Here is a 20,141-nt window from a genome sequence, read left to right as displayed (position 1 = left end):
AGCCCTCAAAGGGGCATATTCATGAACCGCCTAAAGGCGATTATTTCTATTTCCACAAACTGAGTTGTTCATAACGCTCCTTTTCTTTTCCTTGCTCTTTTATAAACGCCCTAACAACATTTTCATCCAGCCCCACCGTGGATACAAAGTGAGTTCCCCGGCATAGCCGGGGGTTCACCTTAATTAATTGAGCCACTTAGCAATAAACAAATTTCTGTCTAGTAAGAATCTTCAGCCCCTATTTATAATTCCTCGTTCCGGGATAGATTCACTTTACGCTCCGTTGTCTTCGTCCGCCGATAATAACCAGTGATGTCTGAGTGCTATTACAAAGGGAAATAGGGGGAAAAGATATTGGTATGAATACTAATCTCGACACCGGAGATTTCTGTTCATATGACAGCTTGACTAAGAATTCCACTCACTAACAAACTAACCCCCCTTAGCGGCGATAAACCTGTATTGCTCCGCTACCTTGGCTGCCAGTACACGGTAACTACGCGTCGCATTGATATACGCGGGGCCTAAAGCCGCGCGCTTACAAGCTGCTTCAGAATCGGCAAAAATTTCACAAAGTGCTTGAGCCAATGCCTCGGCAGTGCTATCAGTTAGCCAGCCGACGCCACTAGTTGACAACACTTGTGCTTGGTCAGGGTTATCGTTGCCCACACAGGGTAGTCCCAACGCCAGGTACTCCAGCAGCTTGGTAGGTGAGTTGGTATCGAGAACCTCGCTACGCGGAAAAAATGAGATGGCTACATCAGCTCCGGCCAGCAATGCCCATGCCTGATTGGTTGGCAACCATCCGGTAACGTGCACCGCATCATTCAGGCCTATCCTGTCAGCATAAGCTAACAACTCCTCGGCATCTTCACGAATAGGAGAATCGCCGACGAACAATAGCCGAGTCTGTGGATACCGCTCTCTTACCATAAACAGTGCATCCACCACTACATGAAGACCACGCAAACGTTCCAGCGTCCCAAGATAGGCGATAAATGGGACACCCTCCCAGTCTGGTAAATATTGTTTAACTACGCTACCAGGCAGCAAAGTCTCGGTATCTACACCCATGGGCACGGCCGTAAGCTTTTCCGGCTGAACGCCTCTCGCTGCTATCAATTCCTTCATGGCCTCACTCTGAACGAAGACATGCCGAGCACCAGGCAATACAATTCGGTAAAGAATTGCCCGCTCAATTAATCCTTTCAACAAAACCAGACGAAAGCGGAATCCCGCGCCTGCGTTGATAGCCTCACGACTACGTTCTATTCGGCCTTCAGTCATAAGATAAGATATCCAATAGACAAAGGGGATGCCCTTCAGCCGCGCGATCAACAAGGCAAGTAGCCCAATCGATACCATATCGCGTACTTGAATCAGATCATAGGTGTGTTTGCTGGCTCCGAGTAACGTTCGCAGGCACAGCAATAGATAGAAGAATTCCTGTCTCCATCGTCCTCCGGCTGGATGAGCACGCCGCACAGAGGCGAAGTCCTGATCATTCATTTCACCCATGCCGGGCATGCCAACAATATGGCATTGCACCCCATGGCGGGGTAGATACTTACCGAACAGCACAGACACATCCGCACGGAAAGTGGGCAATGGCTCGGGCACTAACTGCAATAAACTAAGCTGGCGTAAGTGATTCATGTTGCTTGCTCCGTTTCGAAAAAAATTAGCATAAGAATTATCCAAGTATTCAAAAAAGTTAAATCGCCCCCGGCAAAGCCGGGAGCGATTTATTGTTAGCCCCTTAAAGGGGCATATTCATGATCCGCCTAAAAGCGATTATTTTTATTTCCACAAACTGAGTTGTTCATAACGCTCCTCTTCTTTTTCTTGCTCTCTGGTATACGCCCTAACAACATTTTCATCCAGCCTCACCGTCGATACAAAATAACCTCGGGCTCCGAAGTTTTCTCCGGTAAAGTTCTTAGTTTTCCCGATAAATTGTCTCGCTATGGAAATAGCACTCTTGCCTTTAATGAAACCGACTATATTCGAAACCGCATATTTTGGTGGAATACTGATGCACATATGGACATGATCCGACATAAGATGCCCCTCCCTATTTCACAGTCTTTCTGCATTGCTGATTCATGAAACATTTGTCCAACGTATTTACGTAAACGGCCAAATATCACTTTCTTTCTTCTCTTCGGTATAAACACGATGTGGTATTTTCAATTCCACTTGGTATGACTCAAACTTTGATACCCTCGCATAGGTGATTCTCCTTACTCTTGGTCGAGTTTAAGAGAATCGTCGTGACCGACTTATCAGTCAAACCTTTGTGAGTCCCCCTGCATAGCCGGGGGTTACCTTAATTAATTAACTGTACCGCGCAGGATTAAACGCGAATAAAATAAATAAACGTGCTTTTCGGGAAAACGTGTCTATAAAATGGCCGGGCAATAAGTCGAAAAGCATTTTTAGTATCCAGCCAGCCTGAAGAACTGTTATATAACTTGTGAAAACTCGGATGAAGTGGCTTTAGGCCGACTGTATTAGCAAGAGCAACCAATGACTTATAAGTGTAGCAATTGACATGCTCTAGTGGAGCAATCGGTACAATTTCATGCTGAGCAAGTAGAGTAAAGTCTTGGGTTTTCTTTATTTTCCTCAAAGAGCCATCCGATTTCGGCACACTGATCTTAATGATGCCGTTGGTTCGAAGAGAGACCAACAGACGTGCTAATAAGTCGCGCGGTTCCACGACATGTTCAAACACTTGTTCTGTATTTATAAAATGGAACTGGTTTGGAGGGAGTTCTTGAATATCTAATACATTAAGTCCAATAGATTTCGCATATTCTCTACGTTCTTGTGATAGCTCTACGCCAGTAACATCACATCCATAGGCCATAGCCATTTTCGCCCACTCAGCCCAACCAAACCCGAAATCGAGGACACTAATTAAATTAGGAGATTCCTTAAAGTACTGGATAAGGAATTGAACCTGTTCGGATAGGTAGCGATAATAATCAAGAGTACGAATACCCTGGAGTTCTTCCCTTGCACTATTTGGAATCCAGACGTTGTATATCTCAGAGAGCAGGTTGCAGGTTGGTACATACATTTGATATGCAAGGCTACAATGCGTGCATTGAATAAGTTTATAGGTATACCCTTCAAGATTAATCAATGCTCTTCCACGATATTGCATATCTAGGTATTTTTTAAGACCATGACTTGAAAATGAATCACTATATATGAGCACAGATTCGGTGGAATAACAGCTCGGACAATGCTCCCTTATTTGCAAAAGCGGAATGTTGTTGCTCTTCATTTTAATTACTCCAAATAGTAAATTGTTCGGCGTTCGTTTAAGTTTCCATAATGTGTGTCATAGGTAACGAAAACGTTGCTTATCCCATATAAGAGCGAAAACAACCAAACTGGACTTTTCTCTATGATGAAAAAATCCCATCTAACTGGAAATTACCTTATAAAATTTTTCGTTTGACCAGCCGGTTTAGACTCAAGCGTTCATCCACCCTGAATGGGTTGAATAATAAAGAAGCCAGCAGGAAAAGGCCGAGAGCGAACGCAGCAATAATGACCAAGCCTAATAAACCATGTATCGGCACTGCGATCTGTTGTGTTAAAAGCATAGAAAAAATCTTTTTGAAATTCTGTAAAAACTCATCGAAACTGTTTGCACCTTGTAGGAATAGCCTCCCTGTCCAAGTCATTTTCACAAAGAAACCTAATATGAATCCCACCAAAGCAGCTGCAATCAATTTAAAGTTCCCTACGACATCGGGCCGATAAGTGGTAGTGAAGCCCATGGCGACAGTGAGCGTGGCGTTAAACAAAATTTGACTCGCAATTATTGCAAGGATAGGAATCCACAAGCTATGTCCTGCTTCAAGAAGTAAATAAACAGGGGGCAAGATCAAGGCGCCAAGGACACTACCCCAGAAGCATAAATGGCTCTGTCCACAAGCCACTGCTACGGTCTCCAGGATCTGGCGCTGGCTGAAAGGAATGAGCGTTAGCAGCAAACCTCCCAAGTAATACCCCGACTGAGTGAATTTGCCGCCACTAAGCAAGCTCAATAATTCTCCTCCGGAAAGCCAGACGAATACCAAGATGGGCATCAGAACGAACAAGCTTATCTTGCCCATGAAATTGGCGTTGTACGCCAATTGCGCCATACCACCTTCTCCCACATAAGAAGCCATCAGTTTCGGTCTGATCAAACCGAACAACAAAAAAGCAGGCAGATAACGACAAATCTGTCCGTACAGGTTGAGCAGGAACCCAAACAGCGCGGTAATTTCTACTCCGAGAAAACGTTGGACCAGGAAGATTAATGCCGACGGGCTATAGGTCAGAGTAACGATAAGGCTGATATACATGTGACGCATAGTTCTCCACATTTCCGACCAATTTGGAGGTTGCCAGCCGTCTTTCCCAGACAATTTACGATGCGCGCACAAGTATCGGTGCATTCCGCGCAACGCAACCGCGGCGCCCAAGAACGATCCAGCCAACTCGGCTAACACCACATGATTCAGATGAACCGTACCTTGATTCGCCACAATTCCTAAGCACAATAACAAAATCAGATTGCGCACCACTTGGCTGAATTGCGTTTGGCCCTGCTGCAATAGCGGCTCTAATATGCATTCTTGGAGATTCAGCCTCAAACCCTCTATTACCAACACTAATAAATAAAGTCTTGCCACATCCGTTTGTTGCGTAAAATTTAAAATTTCGAGCAGCCATGGCATCGCCACAAAAAGCAACAGCGCACCCGCAACGGCAAATAGGCAGATCAGAGCAACAACTTGCCAAACGAATCGCGTAAGCTGCTTCCCACTGGCGTACAGGCGAAATTCTGGCAAATAGCGCGCCGCCATCCACGGCAAGCCGAGTGACGTGACAGCTAAAGCCAACAGCATCCCGGCTTGCAGGGATACATAAACGCCATACTCCGCCACGGGAAGCAAGCGCACCAGCCAGAGCAAGATACCCAAATTTAGTAGGCCGGAGGCACCTTTACCGATGAAAAAATGCACGGCGCTAACCTTGAGCGCAGCACCGGAATACGGCAAAGCGTTCATGACCGGCTCCCGGCCACTGAACCGACATGCCTACGGTATAAGTAGGCGAGATAACCCAGTACAGCGGCAAACACAATCTGGAAGCTTATAGTCTCCAGCAGGTCAATACGGTAAAAGATATGAAATAAAAACAGCGCCAACGCCGCCTGAATAGCATTGGCATCAGCTCTTATCATTGGCTCTGTTGATTCCCGGTATAAACGACCTGCGGCGTACCAAGCCAAGGCAAAAATAGCGGTGAACAGGACGCAACCAAAAACGCCCATATCCCAAAGCAGGGTTGAAGCCGCCGTCAACCCGATGCCATAGCGAGGGTAACGAATGTCTATGTGGCCGCCCGTTTGTTGATGCGAACTACCCAAACCGTTACCGAACACAAAGGAGACTGGGTCATGGGCTCCCTGCTGGTTGGCCCAGAAAGTCAGCACGGTGGTGCGATTGAGGTACGATTCCTCGCTATAGCCTTTTTCATACAGATTGTATTCTAGGGTATTTATGAACAATTTTTCCAGGGGCACTTGCATGATGCTCTCGTAGGCGTAGCCCATACCCACCATGAGTAAGGTGCAGACAATCAGCAGCATTAGCCCGTAATGTGGTCTGGCAAGCAATTCCCGACGGTAGAGCACCAGAAACATGAGCGGCATCATAACGATTACAGCTTTGGTCTCACCCAGGAACAAAGGAGCCAATACCCAGGGAGTTAGCAGGACAAGATGTCCAATTGGTAAAATCTTTTCCATTCTCCGGGCCAGTAGGAATGCTAATACAATAACCAGGAAGGTGGACATTTCTCCACTGCTGCCTCCGCCGTAGAGCGTCGACCCAAAAGTCCCCGCAACCACGTCGATGGGCACCATGCCCGGAATAGCATTTTGCAATCCCTCACGCAGGGGGACCAAAATGATGCGTTCTATAATCGCAAAAGGCAACTGGACCAAGGCGACGATTAGAAAAAACACCCGCCAAAGACGGATATACCGTTCATCGAAAGCCATCCAGCATAGGGCGAACAAGAGGCCCCATATCTGGAAGTAGCGCTTGAAACCGCCAATGCACTCTTCCGCAGAGTGCCACTGGACAAGCGAGTTAAGTACTGAATAAACAAAAAAGCCGATCAAAAGCCATATAAAAGAAGGGGTGTATTTCCGCGCGTCCGGGATTGTGGCGGACTTGAAAAAGGCTAAAGACATCAAGATGAAACAAAGAATCGAGATAGCCCATCCTGCTTTCGAATTCAGTCTCTCATCATAAAGGGGGACGACACCCAGCACCAACAAACCCATCGACAAAATAGTCCACACGATCCATTCGGGTCGTGTCAGCAAAAATGCTCCTGCAAGGAGCGCTACCGCAATGCTGATAACTATGAAATTGGCTGAGGCCGAAATTAAACCGAACAAGATTGCCATTAACAGACTTGTCAGCATAACGGCAAGCTGTCTGTTTCTGTTTAATAAATTAGTTGTTGTATTCATCTTATTGACTTATTTTGATTTGAATATTGGCATACAATCTTTGCTTAACAAGCATCGGTAGTAGCTTTTTTAACCACTCCACTCTTTTGTGATTTTTCGGACAGATAGAGCAATATCAATAACTTTATTTGTAATCATATACTTATATTTCTTTAATATACTGTAACGACATCACATAACTACCACGATTCAAGATGCATGATTATTTCTTTAAATGGAGCAAGAATCTAATAACTTTTTAAATCGTAAGAAACTTTTGAATAAATTACTGCATGGGTAAATAGTTTTTATTGTTATAGTAGACGACTTACATCTTTATTACCTATATATTTGACATTTTTTATTAGCTTTAAATTATTACATCTAAATTGTAATAATTTATTTTCATAGACTTTAGTCATTAAATTAAAAAACATTTTCTAATCATCGGTTGTAAAAATCTATATTTAAAAATTAATATTACGAACCAGTAATCTTGTATAAAAAAATTGGAGCCAGTATTTCAAGCGTATTTTTACTTTGTGTAATTTTAATTATACCTTCTACAATAGCCGCTGCATTATCAGTTAGAAAGTCATCGCTTATTTTCACTTTTAAATTATATTATATTTATAATTAATTCCAATGCTCTCTTGATATATTAACTTGTATTAAATTCAGAAATAATGAGTAAGGTTTTAATACCATATTCTTTAATATTTTATTTTTGTAATTAATATTTTTATTATTTTCTATTCTGTAAGTAGATCATCAATTGTTAATAGTTTTATCCATACACGCTATTATTTTTACAGCTAGAGTCTTCACATGAGATTCATCAAATATCTCAAAATGTCCACCTGAAATCTGTTGAACTTCTATCCTATCACCCAGAAGTTTTTTCCATCCTTGTTCTGGAGTGACATGTCTAAAAATAATACTTTCATCCCCCCATCCTTGAAATAGCGTTATCCGCCCGTTATAAGTTTTTGGTTGATAGCCATTACGGCAAGCTACATCAGGTGCTTCTGTATAAATATGAGGCCAGAAATCCGTACCGTATTGGTAGGGTATGGTCAGATCAGTGATTTTACTTTTGACCCGCTTCAAAAACAGGCTTGGGCCTTGTCTAAAGAAATTATGGATAATTCGATGTAAAGGCAGCATCCGTTTTTCCTCTGTCAAGTAGGTATCCAGTAATCCTACTAAATTCACTTTGTGTCCATTGGCAAGTAATTGGTTGGCCATTTCATAGGCAATCAGGCCACCAAACGAAAAGCCGATCAAATAGTAAGGACCCTCCGGCTGTAGCTGTTGCATTTCATTAATATAATGGCTGGCCAGATCTTCTAAATGTGGTAGACGAACAGAACGATTACCAACAGCCGCCATGCCATATCGTAGAAAATAGAGCGGCTGATCTTTGCCCAGATATTGAGGTAAATCTTGGAGCGTTATAGTGTGAATCGCAAATAAGGGTGGGCGTAAACCTTGCGTCTGAATTGGAACCAGCGAATACCATGAAGGTTGCCGGTTGCCCGACGATATTATTATCCCCAGTTCTTCAACTGTTGGAGATTGATAAATTGCGCCTATAGGTAAATCGGTATTGAATAGCTCATTAATCTCAGCAATCGCTTTAACCGCTAATAAGGAATGTCCGCCCAGGTTAAAGAAATTATCTTCAATGTTAATATTTTTCAGACCCAGTACTTTTTTCCATATATTAGTAAGTTTATGCTCTATCTCGTTGCGCGGCGCTGAGTATGTTTCGGATACACTTCCCTCCAAAGGTATAGGCAAAGCCTTTCGGTCCAGTTTGCCATTAGGGGTAATTGGCAATGCATCAAGGACCACAAATGCCGAAGGTACCATAAACTCGGGTATCTTTTTCTTAAGGAAGCTCCGTAACTCGGAGACATGAGAAGTAAAATTTTCTTCTACCAACAAATAAGCTACCAAACGATTAGATCCGTCACCGTCTTCGTGCGCTATCACCGCCACATCATGCACCGCCGGGTGTTCGGCCAGCTTCGCCTCGATATCGCCCAGTTCGATCCGGAAGCCTCTGATCTTGACCTGAAAGTCGTTACGCCCCAAAAATTCAATGTTGCCATCGGCCAACCGTCGAGCTAAGTCACCTGTCTTATACATACGAGCATCTGTTTCCGCCCTAAACGGATCAGCTACAAAGCGCTCCGCTGTTAATTCCGGCCGATTCAGATAGCCTCGCGCTATCCCAGCGCCTCCAATGTAAAGCTCTCCAGCCCACCCAATGGGAACTGGCTGGTGGTAGGCATCGAGAATGTAAATACATGTATTGATGATGGGACAGCCGATGGATTGCCAGCGTAGAGAGTCGGCCGAGGGTTCATGACTTGTCGAATAGATTGTCGCCTCTGTTGGTCCATAGCCGTTCAACAGTTTAGGGCGATATCTTCTACGTTCAAACCAAGCAGCCAAGACTTTGTTGCTGACAGCCTCGCCGCCTATTGTAATTCGGCGAACAGTTGAGGGGATGACGGTTTGGTCATCCTGAGCCAATTGCTGCCAGAAAAGTGTGGGTAGAGTGATAACCGAAACACCGTTCTTTTCACATAGCGCCCAAAATTTCCTGGCTCCGACTATCCACTCGTCACTACGAACCACTAATGTAGCGCCTAACATCAAAGCACCGAAGATATCCTGTATGGACATATCGAAGGCTATAGCGGCAAATTGCAATATTCTGTCTTCGGGAGTGATTTTATAACGGCTTTTTACGTCCGTAATCAAATTGCAAAGGCTTTTATGCTCGATCATCACTCCCTTTGGCTGCCCAGTGGACCCGGAGGTATAGATCACGTAAGCCAAATGTCTGGGAGTGAGCCCCTCGCTGTGGCGATCGGGATTAGCGTCAGACTGGTCCGCCCATCGGGAGCCGTCGGTATCCAGATCGATCACCGGCAAGTCTTTGGCCATATCCACGAACAGATTTTCGAGCCGACCTTGCGTCAGCAAGGCCACCGGAGCACTGTCTTCGAGCATGAATGCCAGACGTTCTTTGGGATAGGTCGGATCGAGCGGCACGTAGGCGCCCCCGGCTTTAAGAATAGCCAGCAGTCCCACCACCATGTTCAAACTACGCTCGACACAGATGGCCACCAGCGTATCAGGTCTCACTCCCAATTCGCGAAGATGATGTGCCAATCGGTTGGCCTGGGCATTTAATTCGGCATAGCTAAGTTGGCTATCCTCATAGATCACTGCCACCGCCTGTGGCGTAGCTGCTACCTGTGCCTCAAACAACTCGTGGATACATTTATCTTCGGGGAATGGGGCTGCAGTATTATTCCACTCTACCACTAGTTGTCGGTGTTCGGATTCGGTCAGCAGGGACAGTTCGGATAGATGCGCTTCCGGGCGAGCGACGATGCCTTCGAGCAGGGTCTGGAAATGGCCGACCAAGCGGGATATGGTTTCGGCATCGAACAAGTCGGTCGCGTATTCCACCACGCCTGTCAGGCCATGCGGAGTTTCCGACAGTTCGAAAGTAAGATCAAATTTAGTGGTTCCGGTATTGACCTGGAAAAACTCCGCAGTAATTTCATTTAGCTGTAGCTTGTCATCGGGAACGTTCTGAAGCACGAACATGACCTGAAACAGCGGATTACGACTATGGTCGCGTTGCGGATTGAGTACTTCGACCAGTTTTTCAAACGGCATATCCTGGTGGGCATAAGCATCCAGGGTAACTTCTCGTACTTGCGCCAGCAGTGCACGGAAACTCGGATTGTTTGAAAGATCTGTACGTAACACCAGAGTATTGACGAAAAAGCCGATCAAACCTTCCAACTCTAAACGGCTCCGCCCGGCGGCCGGCGTACCAATCACAATGTCGTCCTGACCGCTGTAGCGATGCAGCAGCGCTTGAAACGATGCCAACAGCGTCATGAACAAAGTAACGCTTTCGCGTCGGCTCAGGGCTTTCAGTGCCTCGGTCAATTCGGGTGACAAGCTGAATTGCTGAGTTTCTCCACGAAATGACTGTATCGCCGGGCGTGGCCTGTCGGTAGGTAATTCCAACGTTGGCACATCTGCAAGACGCGGCTTCCAGTAATCCAATAACCGTTGCATTACCTCGCCTTGAAGGCATTCCTGCTGCCAGACAGCATAGTCGGCATACTGGATCGGCAATTCCGGCAAAGGCGAAGGCTGCCCCTGAATGAATGCCCCATACAGCGCCGACAACTCGCGACTGAACACATCCATCGACCAACCATCGAAAATGATGTGATGGAAAGTCAGTAATAAAATATATTGTTCATCTTCCAAGCGTATTAGCTTTGCTCGCAGAAGAGGACCTTTGGCCAGATCAAAAGTGGTGGTGGCTTGGGCTTGAATTTGCTGTTTTATCTTCGTTTCGCGAAGCTCTTCGGGGTCATTCCTTAGATCCAACTTGACCAACGTAATCGGGAGCGATGACTGAATCGCCTGAAACAGCACACCCTCTTGTTCGGTAAAATAAGTGCGTAATGTTTCATGGCGATGGACGATTTCGTTGATTGCACGCTCCAGCGCGCCCTCATCTTCCAGTATCCCTTTAAGCTGTAAAAAGAAAGGGATATTGTAGGCTTCGGTTCCACCGGAAATACGTTCCAATAACCACATCCGCAGCTGAGCAAATGAAAGCGGCGGTAACCCGTGGCCTTCAATCCGGCGAATAGCTGACAATCGCACCCGCTCGCCCGTTAACAGATGGGACTCAAGATGCGCCGCAAATTTCTCTATAGTCGGCATCTCAAATAGGGAGATTAGCTGAATCTCCACCGATAGTTGTTCCCGTATACGGACGACCACCTGTGTAGCCAGCAACGAATGCCCCCCCAACTCAAAAAAATTATCGTGAATGCCAACACGATTAATACTCAAAACTTCACCCCATATCTCGGCCAACAGTTGCTCCACCGGACTACGAGGAGCAATAAAATCAGCATCCGTAACCTGCCGATTCTGCTCTGGCTCCGGCAGGGCCTTTCGATTCAGCTTGCCATTAGGGGTCATAGGCAATGCATTAAGGAATACAAATGCCGAAGGCACCATATATTCAGGCATACTCTCCTTAACAAACTCCCGTAGTTCAGAAACGTCGGGTATGAAATGGTCTTCCACCACCGAATAAGCCACTAGGCGTTTGTCCCCGGGAACGGGCTCGTACACGCCCACAACAACCTCACGTAGTTGCGGGTGCCGACGCAATGTCGCTTCAATATCGCCTAGTTCAACTCTGAAACCACGTATTTTTACCTGAAAGTCGTTTCGCCCAAGGAATTCTATAGTTCCATCAGCAAGCCAACGGCCTAGGTCGCCTGTCTTATACATACGAGCAGTTGTTTTTTCTACAAACGGATCTGCCAGGAAGCGCTCGGCAGCCAGTTCAGGACGTCCCAAGTAGCCGCGCGCTACGCCGACACCGCCGATATAAAGTTCGCCGGCAACCCCGATAGGTTCGGGGTTGCCGTAAGGGTCAAGAATATAGATTTGTGTATTGGAGATGGGACGACCAATAGGCGGCAGCACCGCCCAGTTTTCACATTTGGCAGGCAGCTCAAACGCGGTGACCACATGGGTCTCAGAGGGGCCATATTGATTTACCAGTCGGCAATCGCTAAGACTCGCGAAGAAGCTGCTGATCTCGGGCGTGATACGCAACTGCTCACCGGCGGTAATGACTTCTCTAAGACTGCCAGGAAAATGCCCATTGACGGTCGAAGAACGAGCTAATTGCTCAAGCGCTATAAAAGGTAGAAACAGCCGCTCAATACGATTTTGGCCCAAATACTGTAACAGCATCCAAGGGTCTCGTCGGGTCGACTCATCGACCAGCACCAACACACCTCCACCGCACCAAGTAGAAAACAGCTCCTGAAAGGAAACGTCGAAACTTATCGGGGAGTACTGAAGAGTACGGGAGGTGCCGGCCACTTGAGTATTGCTCATCTGCCAAGTAATCAGGTTGACCAATACACTGTGAGGCATGGTAATGCCTTTTGGCTGCCCAGTGGACCCGGAGGTATAGATCACGTAAGCCAAATGTCTGGGAGTGAGCCCCTCGCTGTGGCGATCGGGATTAGCGTCAGACTGGTCCGCCCATCGGGAGCCGTCGGTATCCAGATCGATCACCGGCAAGTCTTTGGCCATATCCACGAACAGATTTTCGAGCCGACCTTGCGTCAGCAAGGCCACCGGAGCACTGTCTTCGAGCATGAATGCCAGACGTTCTTTGGGATAGGTCGGATCGAGCGGCACGTAGGCGCCCCCGGCTTTAAGAATAGCCAGCAGTCCCACCACCATGTTCAAACTACGCTCGACACAGATGGCCACCAGCGTATCAGGTCTCACTCCCAATTCGCGAAGATGATGTGCCAATCGGTTGGCCTGGGCATTTAATTCGGCATAGCTAAGTTGGCTATCCTCATAGATCACTGCCACCGCCTGTGGCGTAGCTGCTACCTGTGCCTCAAACAACTCGTGGATACATTTATCTTCGGGGAATGGGGCTGCAGTATTATTCCACTCTACCACTAGTTGTCGGTGTTCGGATTCGGTCAGCAGGGACAGTTCGGATAGATGCGCTTCCGGGCGAGCGACGATGCCTTCGAGCAGGGTCTGGAAATGGCCGACCAAGCGGGATATGGTTTCGGCATCGAACAAGTCGGTCGCGTATTCCACCACGCCTGTCAGGCCATGCGGAGTTTCCGACAGTTCGAAAGTAAGATCAAATTTAGTGGTTCCGGTATTGACCTGGAAAAACTCCGCAGTAATTTCATTTAGCTGTAGCTTGTCATCGGGAACGTTCTGAAGCACGAACATGACCTGAAACAGCGGATTACGACTATGGTCGCGTTGCGGATTGAGTACTTCGACCAGTTTTTCAAACGGCATATCCTGGTGGGCATAAGCATCCAGGGTAACTTCTCGTACTTGCGCCAGCAGTGCACGGAAACTCGGATTGTTTGAAAGATCTGTACGTAACACCAGAGTATTGACGAAAAAGCCGATCAAACCTTCCAACTCTAAACGGCTCCGCCCGGCGGCCGGCGTACCAATCACAATGTCGTCCTGACCGCTGTAGCGATGCAGCAGCGCTTGAAACGATGCCAACAGCGTCATGAACAAAGTAACGCTTTCGCGTCGGCTCAGGGCTTTCAGTGCCTCGGTCAATTCGGGTGACAAGCTGAATTGCTGAGTTTCTCCACGAAATGACTGTATCGCCGGGCGTGGCCTGTCGGTAGGCAATTCCAACGTTGGCGCATCTGCAAGACGCGGCTTCCAGTAGTCCAATAACCGTTGCATTGCCTCAATCATCTCCGGTTTTAACACTCTCCATTCTGGAAAGTGTTCAGTTATTGTTTTTTCAGACGATTCAGGTGATTTCATAAGTGGACCAAGTAAGCTCATTTTTCATATTTCCCTAAAATATAGAGTTTGCTTCGTAAGGTAATCTTGGCGAAACAACCCGCTCTGACTCTGATTAGTTGCATTATCGATTGGTGCTGTACATGTGCTTGTAGAATAAAAGGCTCAATCTATTCAATCAATAAGTGCGATTACCTATCGGGTGAACCGGTTTTATGGTTGTTCCCTAAATTTAAGTAACCGGAAGATTTATTTTTACCGGGCGTAAAAAGCCAGGTTGCCATGAAAGCAGTCAAAGGCACGAAGTAAAGTGGCCCCTGATATCCAGACGATAGTTGAAGCTATGGTGTCTGACCCAAATGGAGACCGAAAATGAGTGAAAGGAAACGGAAGATTTTTACCGGAGCGCAAAAAGCCAAAGTTGCCTTAGAAGCCTTCAAGGGCATGAAGACGATCAATGAAATTGCTCAAGAACACGGCATCCGCCCGAATCAGGTGAGTCAATGGAAAAAAGAATTGTTGGAGAATGCGGGCAGCCTGTTTAAAGGTAAGAGCCCGTCCGTACCGCATTTTTTGACGCATTAAAAACCGGCATCCTCTGCATTTTGTAATTAGGACGCAAATATGGCACTTTCAACTCATTGGCTGAGCCACATTACTGCTTGGCAACATAGCGGCTTGTCGCAAGAGGCCTATTGTCGGCAGCACCAGCTGGCCAAAAGTACTTTTCTAGCACGACTTCCAGAGTACCGGGCGCAGGCAAAATCAGTGTCACAGGAACCACCGGTCCTGTGATGTGTCAATATTACTCGACCCTATCATGTGAATATTTTTCAATATAATTGAACAACATTCACATGATTCATCACATTCGCTGAGAGACAAAAGTTGAGTGGTTCCCCAGAAGTGATAGTGCATATGTTTTCACGAAGCATCTTTTTAGGTAATGAAAATCGAGGCTTTACTAAGACGCGTCGAATCATTACGCAAATGATGTTGGATACTTCAGTGAATGAAGTAGGACGCTGTGGAGGCCTTAAGCATTTGCTGTCGCGTAGTTTTTTAAGCTTATTTGAGCAGGGATCCCATAAAAGCTTTCGCAATAATAGCGACTCCTCGGATACCGATTACTCAAGTCAATTTTTGATTAGAATAAATAAGCTTTTCCTAATTCTAGCGTGTTATTAACTACGTAAAAATACCTAAGTAATAATACGTATATTTAAGTAAACGTTAACATTACGAAGATACAATTTTATCGAACCATATAGAAATAATTTCTTTATAAGAAGTAGAAAGCAGACCCCATTTCTTGTGATTTTCTATATAGTTCAATGTGATATATAAAAGAGGCATCGAACGTCTCATTAATTAATAGTTTTGTAATAGAGGTAATTTTGTGAATAACTCAACCGACTTAGTTTTTTTGTTTTCGCCCTTATCCAGTTTTTCGGAAACGGGTCTAAGATCGAACCAAATAAGCAAATCTGATATGTCCAACATTCTGCCATCAGCTGAAAAACACTTCGAAGTAAGTAATCGAATCCCCACAGTACGTAGCAATTTTAAAAAATTGCCGGTTCTCCTGTTTTCTTCGCTGTTCTTCGTGCCTGTTGTCAATGCCTCCACCTACTATGTAGCAACGAATGGTAGCGACACAAACCCGGGAACATTATCATCGCCCTGGAGGACGATAAACAAAGCGGCGAATACGCTCGTTGCAGGTGATTCTGTAAATATCCGGGCCGGAACTTACAAAGAGCAGGTAACCCCGAAGAATTCAGGAAACGCCTCATCTGGCTTCATTACTTACGCGGCATACCCAAATGAAACGGTAACCGTCGACGCGTCCAATGGACTCAATGCGGCGTGGAGTGGCGTATTCAACATAAGCAACCGAAGTTACATACAAATTTCCGGCCTGCGGATTATCAATTCTCCGGGCTTTGGCGTGTTCTTGTCGTCTTCAAATAACATGCGAATCCTCAATAACTATATATCCAATATCTCTAATGCAGGGATACTTGTAGATCATAGTGATACCATCACTCTCGATGGAAATGAGGTCGGATTTGCTAGTAGCGGTGGTGATCAAAATAACGGGATCCAGGAAAGCGTCAGCCTTAATCATGCAACAAACTACATTGTAAGCAATAATAGTGTCCACGACGGGGGTATGGAAGGTATAGACGCCAAGGTTGGTTCGTCAAATGGCAAGATATTCGGTAATACTGTCTACAATATGGCCAGGGTCGGCATTTATGTTGACGCTTGGGACACATCCATTACTAATGTAGAAATTTATAAGAATACTGTTTCCAATTCAAGACCTGTGGCTTCAGGAGCGGCAGAGGACGGAATCAGGATTGGCGCGGAACATGGTTCCACGGTGAGCAATGTCAAGATATATAACAATACTTTACATAACCTTTCCGGTTCAGGAGTGACATTGGCCAATTATACGGAATCTGGATATCCAGAACCTAAATTCAGCAATATTTCGATGTACAACAATACCATTTACAATGCCGGAACGAAGGCGGGCAATTCTTGGGGCGGCGGCGGTATTGACGTTCAAACCTCATCAAACACCGGCATTACTATTCGGAACAATATACTGAGTAAGGCTGGATCTTTCAACGTAGCAGCATCTTCCGGTTCGACGGTCAGTAACAATCTGTTTGATGCCGGTTCAACGAGTGGCACAAGCGCTGTTCAAGGAAACCCTGCTTTTATGAATGTCGCCAAAGCCGATTTCCACCTTCAAGCAACATCTCCCGCTATCAACACAGGAATAACAACCGGTGCGCCAACGGTAGACTTTGATCAACAAGCAAGACCACAAGGTGGACAAGTTGACATCGGTGCTTTTGAGTATGGTTCATCAGCCTCATCTCCTTCACCCACATCTCCTTCACCCACCATTGACGTTACCGCTCCTTCGGTCCCTGTGAACCTTGCGGCAACAGCTCCTGACTCGACAAAAGTTTATCTCTCATGGAATGCGTCAACTGACAATGTAGGTGTGACTGGTTATATAATCTATAGAAACGGTACACAAATAGGGACAAGTGCAGTTGCCAGCTTTACTGATAGTGCCGTTGTTGGAGGAACAACCTACAATTACACAGCTAAAGCCAGCGATGTTGCCAGCAATCTCTCAGCTTCAAGTAATACCGCTACGGTTAATACTCCACAGGCAACAACGTCGGCCGTCAAAATATCTTCCTACTCCGCGGGGAATATAACTGCTAACAGTTCCAAGATTAACTGGACCACTAATGTCCCCTCTACCGGGGTGGTTTCTTACGGAACGAGTGCTACCAACCTTAGTTCGAAAGTAAATGCCGGTAATATGGCTACCCGTCAAGCAGTACAGATTAATGGACTGGCCCGTGGTACCACTTACTATTATAAGATCAGTGCAAGTAACGGTTCGGTTACTTCCAGCTTCCGTACCAGCAGGTGGTGAGACTATTAATATTTACAAACAGTGTAAGGGTAACTGTAAACACAGTAAGCGGTAAAACCCTAAACATAGATTTATCTATGATTGATGAAGCATTCAGTTCTTAAAGAATCGCTGAACATGTGTGAAATTGATTAAAAATGAAGTGAATAGGGAAATGGACTGCCCTGTCAAAATCACACGATTATCGTAACCTTATTGGGCAATCCGATTCTGATTGCCCAATACCAACAATACCACATATTCCCGTCTAATAGGGCAGTGGCTGGGTTTTAGCCAGGGCAATCGCGCTATCTATCCTTTGATTTCTAAGATTTGTTAAAATATTTTTTTTGACAAACGCTTATGTTACCCGATCCACGTCCTACTTTGCGGATCTAACCGACCCGCGCCGCGCGCGACCAGAAATAAACTGCACCCACTCACCGACATCGTCATGCTCGTCTTCTGTGCCGTGTTAATCGGTATTGAAGACTGGGTCGGCATGGAAATTTTTGCCGAAGAAAAAGAAAGCTGGTTTCGACAATTTCTGTAAGCACCTAACCCTACCACTTTGCGGACTCACTCTTATTTCGTTTAAACGCATCAATGACATCCGGCGCCAACGGCAACAGTTCATCAATACGGCTATTCGGCCAGGTGGACAATTTTTCCAGGGTGTCTTTTAACCACTCTGCCGAGTTCAAGGCATTGAGTGAAATGGTTTAATTAGTCAGCCCTGAAAAACACCCTATCTAGTTGAAATATTAAGATAATATATATTTTTAAGCTCATCTTTTCGACTGGAAATGTTAAAATATACCCCTGTTTTCCGGTTGAAAGAGTGAAAAATGTTGATTACTTCCGGCACAGGTCATCAGACCAATTTATTCGGCACCGATCTGCTGCAACAACTCGATCCCAATGATCCATTGCTCCGTCTTGCCAGCGTACTTCCCTGGCATGATTTGGATCAGGCCTTTGCCAAGCATTACTGCCAAGGTTTTGGTAGGCCCGCTAAGCCTATACGGCTGATGGTGGGGCTGTTGATTCTCAAGCAACTGGAAGACCTCAGCGACGAAGCGGTGGTCGTGCAATTCAAGCGCAACCCGTACTACCAGCCGTTTTGTGGTTTCACCGAATTCAGCTGCAAATTACCTTGCGACAGCAGCGAACGGGTACATTTTAGAAAACGTATCGGCGCGGAAGGTATCGACCAGCTGTTTCAGCTCAGCGTGAGATTACACGGCAAAGCCGCACTGGAAGACACCGTCAACATAGACACCACGGTGCAGGAAAAGAACATCACCTATCCCACCGACGGCAAACTGGCGATCAAAATCATCAACCGCCTGAACAAGCTGGCCAAGGCTTACGGCATTCAACAGCGCCGCACCTATGGCAAGGAAGTCAAAACCCTGCGCTTAAGCCTCCGCCACTTTCGCCATGTCAGCTGCCGAGCCAAAGCCAAAAAAGCCTTGAAACAGTTGCGCACCATTGCCCATGCCCTGATCCGGGAATTGCGCAGAACCTTGCCGTGCTTTGCCTTGTTCGAACGCTACGAGAAAGACTTTCTGTTTTACGAGCGGGTTCTGAACCAGCAGCCCAAAGACAGCAACAAAATTTACGCCCTGCATGAACCGGAGGTGTACTGCATCGGCAAAGGCAAGGACCACAAACCCTACGAATACGGCAACAAAGTCTCCATTGCCGCTACGGCCAAATCCAACATCATTGTCGGAGTAGTCAGTCATCCACAAAACTTGCACGACAGCAAAACCCTGACGGAGGTGCTGGCGCACTGCCAAAACAGCCGCAGCAAGGCCGTGAAAACCGGTGTCTGCGATCGCGGTTACCGTGGCCCCAAAACGGTTGACGGCACGCAAATCATTTTGCCGGCTGCTCCGCTAAACCGCGACAATCGTTATCAACGGGACAAAAAGCGCAAGCGCTATCAGCGTCGGGCAGCCATTGAGCCGATCATTGGTCATTTAAAGTCCGACTTTCGTTTAGTAAGAAACTTCCTCAAGGGTACCGTCGGGGACCGCATCAATTTATTGATGGCAGCCGTGGCCTGGAACTTCAGCCTCTGGATGAGGCTATTTTTTGTGCTGATTTTGGCCGTCAACATTAGGAAACCAAGCCTACTACGGCTGTTTGGGGGCACGAAAACGCTATTCACGGAAGTGAATTCTGCTTAAAGGCTTACCCGTTTCAGATCGAGGCCCCGGAATCGGTCATCCTTGTTGAGATGGCTTTTTTCAGGGCCGACTAATTAAACAGGACCTTCTAAAGACAGATTTATAATGTCATCAGCGGTGAACATGAATAATCAAAATAAACACAAACGTCCGAAATACACTCTTGAATTTAAACAAGATGCGGCCAAATTAGTTAATGATAAAGGCTATACGCACCAACAAGTAGCCGATAACTTAGTGTATCTCTTAGTGCTATTGGTCGATGGGTGCGAGCCGAACAAGGTCCAGCAGCGGCATCTTCAGCCAAGAAAAAGTTTTTGAATTTGACTGATCAAGATGAATTAACCCGCTTACGTAAAGAAGTTGAGCAATTACGAATGGAGCGCGAAATTTTAAAAAAGGCCGCAGTCTTCTTTGCGGAAGAACTCTAATAAAATACGGATTTATTCGAGAGCAACAGAAGACATTTCCTGTTACCGTGTTGTGCAAAATCATGCTGGTCAGTACTAGTAGTCAGTCATGATGAAGTACAAGGATAAAGCCGAGCCAGCTTCCGTCG

10 protein-coding genes and 4 pseudogenes are annotated in these 20,141 nt (G+C 46.1%); 6 read left to right on the top strand and 8 right to left on the bottom strand.

From position 1 onward, the window contains the following. Window positions 1-46: 46 nt before the first annotated feature. The 7 genes and pseudogenes from V7051_RS18140 to V7051_RS18110 form a co-directional block, all read right to left on the bottom strand. A pseudogene (locus V7051_RS18140) lies at window positions 47-151 on the bottom strand (IS200/IS605 family transposase); the annotation flags it as partial. Window positions 152-432: 281 nt separating this feature from the next. After that, entirely contained in the window at window positions 433-1,656 is a 1,224-nt protein-coding gene (locus V7051_RS18135) for a glycosyltransferase (protein WP_333877289.1), read from the bottom strand. 144 nt (window positions 1,657-1,800) lie between these two features. Next, window positions 1,801-2,180, bottom strand: a pseudogene (tnpA, locus tag V7051_RS18130) (IS200/IS605 family transposase). 176 nt (window positions 2,181-2,356) lie between these two features. Next, entirely contained in the window at window positions 2,357-3,295 is a 939-nt protein-coding gene (locus V7051_RS18125) for a class I SAM-dependent methyltransferase (RefSeq protein WP_333877287.1), read from the bottom strand. 157 nt (window positions 3,296-3,452) lie between these two features. Then, window positions 3,453-5,069: a hypothetical protein gene (locus tag V7051_RS18120; RefSeq protein WP_334181165.1), complete on the bottom strand. Its 1,617-nt coding sequence runs from the start codon at window positions 5,067-5,069 to the stop codon at window positions 3,453-3,455. Window positions 5,070-5,074: 5 nt separating this feature from the next. Beyond that, window positions 5,075-6,556, bottom strand: coding sequence for a hypothetical protein (locus V7051_RS18115; RefSeq protein ID WP_333877283.1), 1,482 nt, complete (start codon window positions 6,554-6,556; stop codon window positions 5,075-5,077). Window positions 6,557-7,306: 750 nt separating this feature from the next. Beyond that, entirely contained in the window at window positions 7,307-13,954 is a 6,648-nt protein-coding gene (locus tag V7051_RS18110) for an amino acid adenylation domain-containing protein (RefSeq protein WP_333877281.1), read from the bottom strand. Window positions 13,955-14,305: 351 nt separating this feature from the next. Here V7051_RS18110 and V7051_RS18105 point away from each other — a divergent pair. From V7051_RS18105 to V7051_RS18095, 4 genes and pseudogenes are all read left to right on the top strand, one after another. Then, a pseudogene (locus V7051_RS18105) lies at window positions 14,306-14,500 on the top strand (transposase); the annotation flags it as partial. Between the two features lie 57 nt (window positions 14,501-14,557). Then, entirely contained in the window at window positions 14,558-14,728 is a 171-nt protein-coding gene (tnpA, locus tag V7051_RS24720; protein ID WP_442919668.1) for an IS66 family insertion sequence element accessory protein TnpA, read from the top strand. A 697-nt stretch (window positions 14,729-15,425) separates the two neighbouring features. Continuing rightward, a complete protein-coding gene (locus V7051_RS18100) occupies window positions 15,426-17,405 on the top strand; it encodes a right-handed parallel beta-helix repeat-containing protein (protein ID WP_333877279.1) in 1,980 nt (659 codons plus the stop codon). A gap of 433 nt (window positions 17,406-17,838) precedes the next feature. Beyond that, complete coding sequence (locus V7051_RS18095) at window positions 17,839-17,937, top strand: hypothetical protein (protein ID WP_333877278.1); 99 nt, start codon at window positions 17,839-17,841, stop codon at window positions 17,935-17,937. A gap of 10 nt (window positions 17,938-17,947) precedes the next feature. Here the strand turns inward: V7051_RS18095 and V7051_RS18090 are convergent. Further along, window positions 17,948-18,106 (bottom strand): annotated as a pseudogene (locus V7051_RS18090) (transposase domain-containing protein); the annotation flags it as partial. Between the two features lie 126 nt (window positions 18,107-18,232). Here V7051_RS18090 and V7051_RS18085 point away from each other — a divergent pair. Both V7051_RS18085 and V7051_RS18080 read left to right on the top strand, forming a co-directional pair. Then, window positions 18,233-19,582, top strand: coding sequence for an IS5 family transposase (locus V7051_RS18085; RefSeq protein WP_333877275.1), 1,350 nt, complete (start codon window positions 18,233-18,235; stop codon window positions 19,580-19,582). Window positions 19,583-19,848: 266 nt separating this feature from the next. Beyond that, window positions 19,849-20,013 carry a hypothetical protein gene (locus V7051_RS18080; protein WP_333877273.1) on the top strand — a complete coding sequence of 55 codons (165 nt, stop codon included), beginning with the start codon at window positions 19,849-19,851 and terminating at the stop codon, window positions 20,011-20,013. The last annotated feature ends 128 nt before the right edge of the window (window positions 20,014-20,141 follow it).

This window comes from Methylobacter sp., assembly GCF_036845245.1.
In the GTDB taxonomy this organism is placed as follows: Bacteria; Pseudomonadota; Gammaproteobacteria; order Methylococcales; family Methylomonadaceae; genus Methylobacter_A.
The sequence above is the reverse complement of the archived record's forward strand: the minus strand, read 5'-3'. Positions and strand labels throughout refer to the sequence as shown.

What these genes read in the sequence shown, in the direction of transcription:
- V7051_RS18135 (WP_333877289.1), bottom strand. Translation starts at nt 1,656, where the DNA reads ATGAATCACTTACGCCAGCTTAGTTTATTGCAGTTAGTGCCCGAGCCA.
- V7051_RS18125 (WP_333877287.1), bottom strand. Translation starts at nt 3,295, where the DNA reads ATGAAGAGCAACAACATTCCGCTTTTGCAAATAAGGGAGCATTGTCCG.
- V7051_RS18115 (WP_333877283.1), bottom strand. Translation starts at nt 6,556, where the DNA reads ATGAATACAACAACTAATTTATTAAACAGAAACAGACAGCTTGCCGTT.
- V7051_RS18110 (WP_333877281.1), bottom strand. Translation starts at nt 13,954, where the DNA reads ATGAAATCACCTGAATCGTCTGAAAAAACAATAACTGAACACTTTCCA.
- tnpA (WP_442919668.1), top strand. Translation starts at nt 14,558, where the DNA reads ATGGCACTTTCAACTCATTGGCTGAGCCACATTACTGCTTGGCAACAT.
- V7051_RS18100 (WP_333877279.1), top strand. Translation starts at nt 15,426, where the DNA reads ATGTCCAACATTCTGCCATCAGCTGAAAAACACTTCGAAGTAAGTAAT.
- V7051_RS18095 (WP_333877278.1), top strand. Translation starts at nt 17,839, where the DNA reads ATGCTCGTCTTCTGTGCCGTGTTAATCGGTATTGAAGACTGGGTCGGC.
- V7051_RS18085 (WP_333877275.1), top strand. Translation starts at nt 18,233, where the DNA reads ATGTTGATTACTTCCGGCACAGGTCATCAGACCAATTTATTCGGCACC.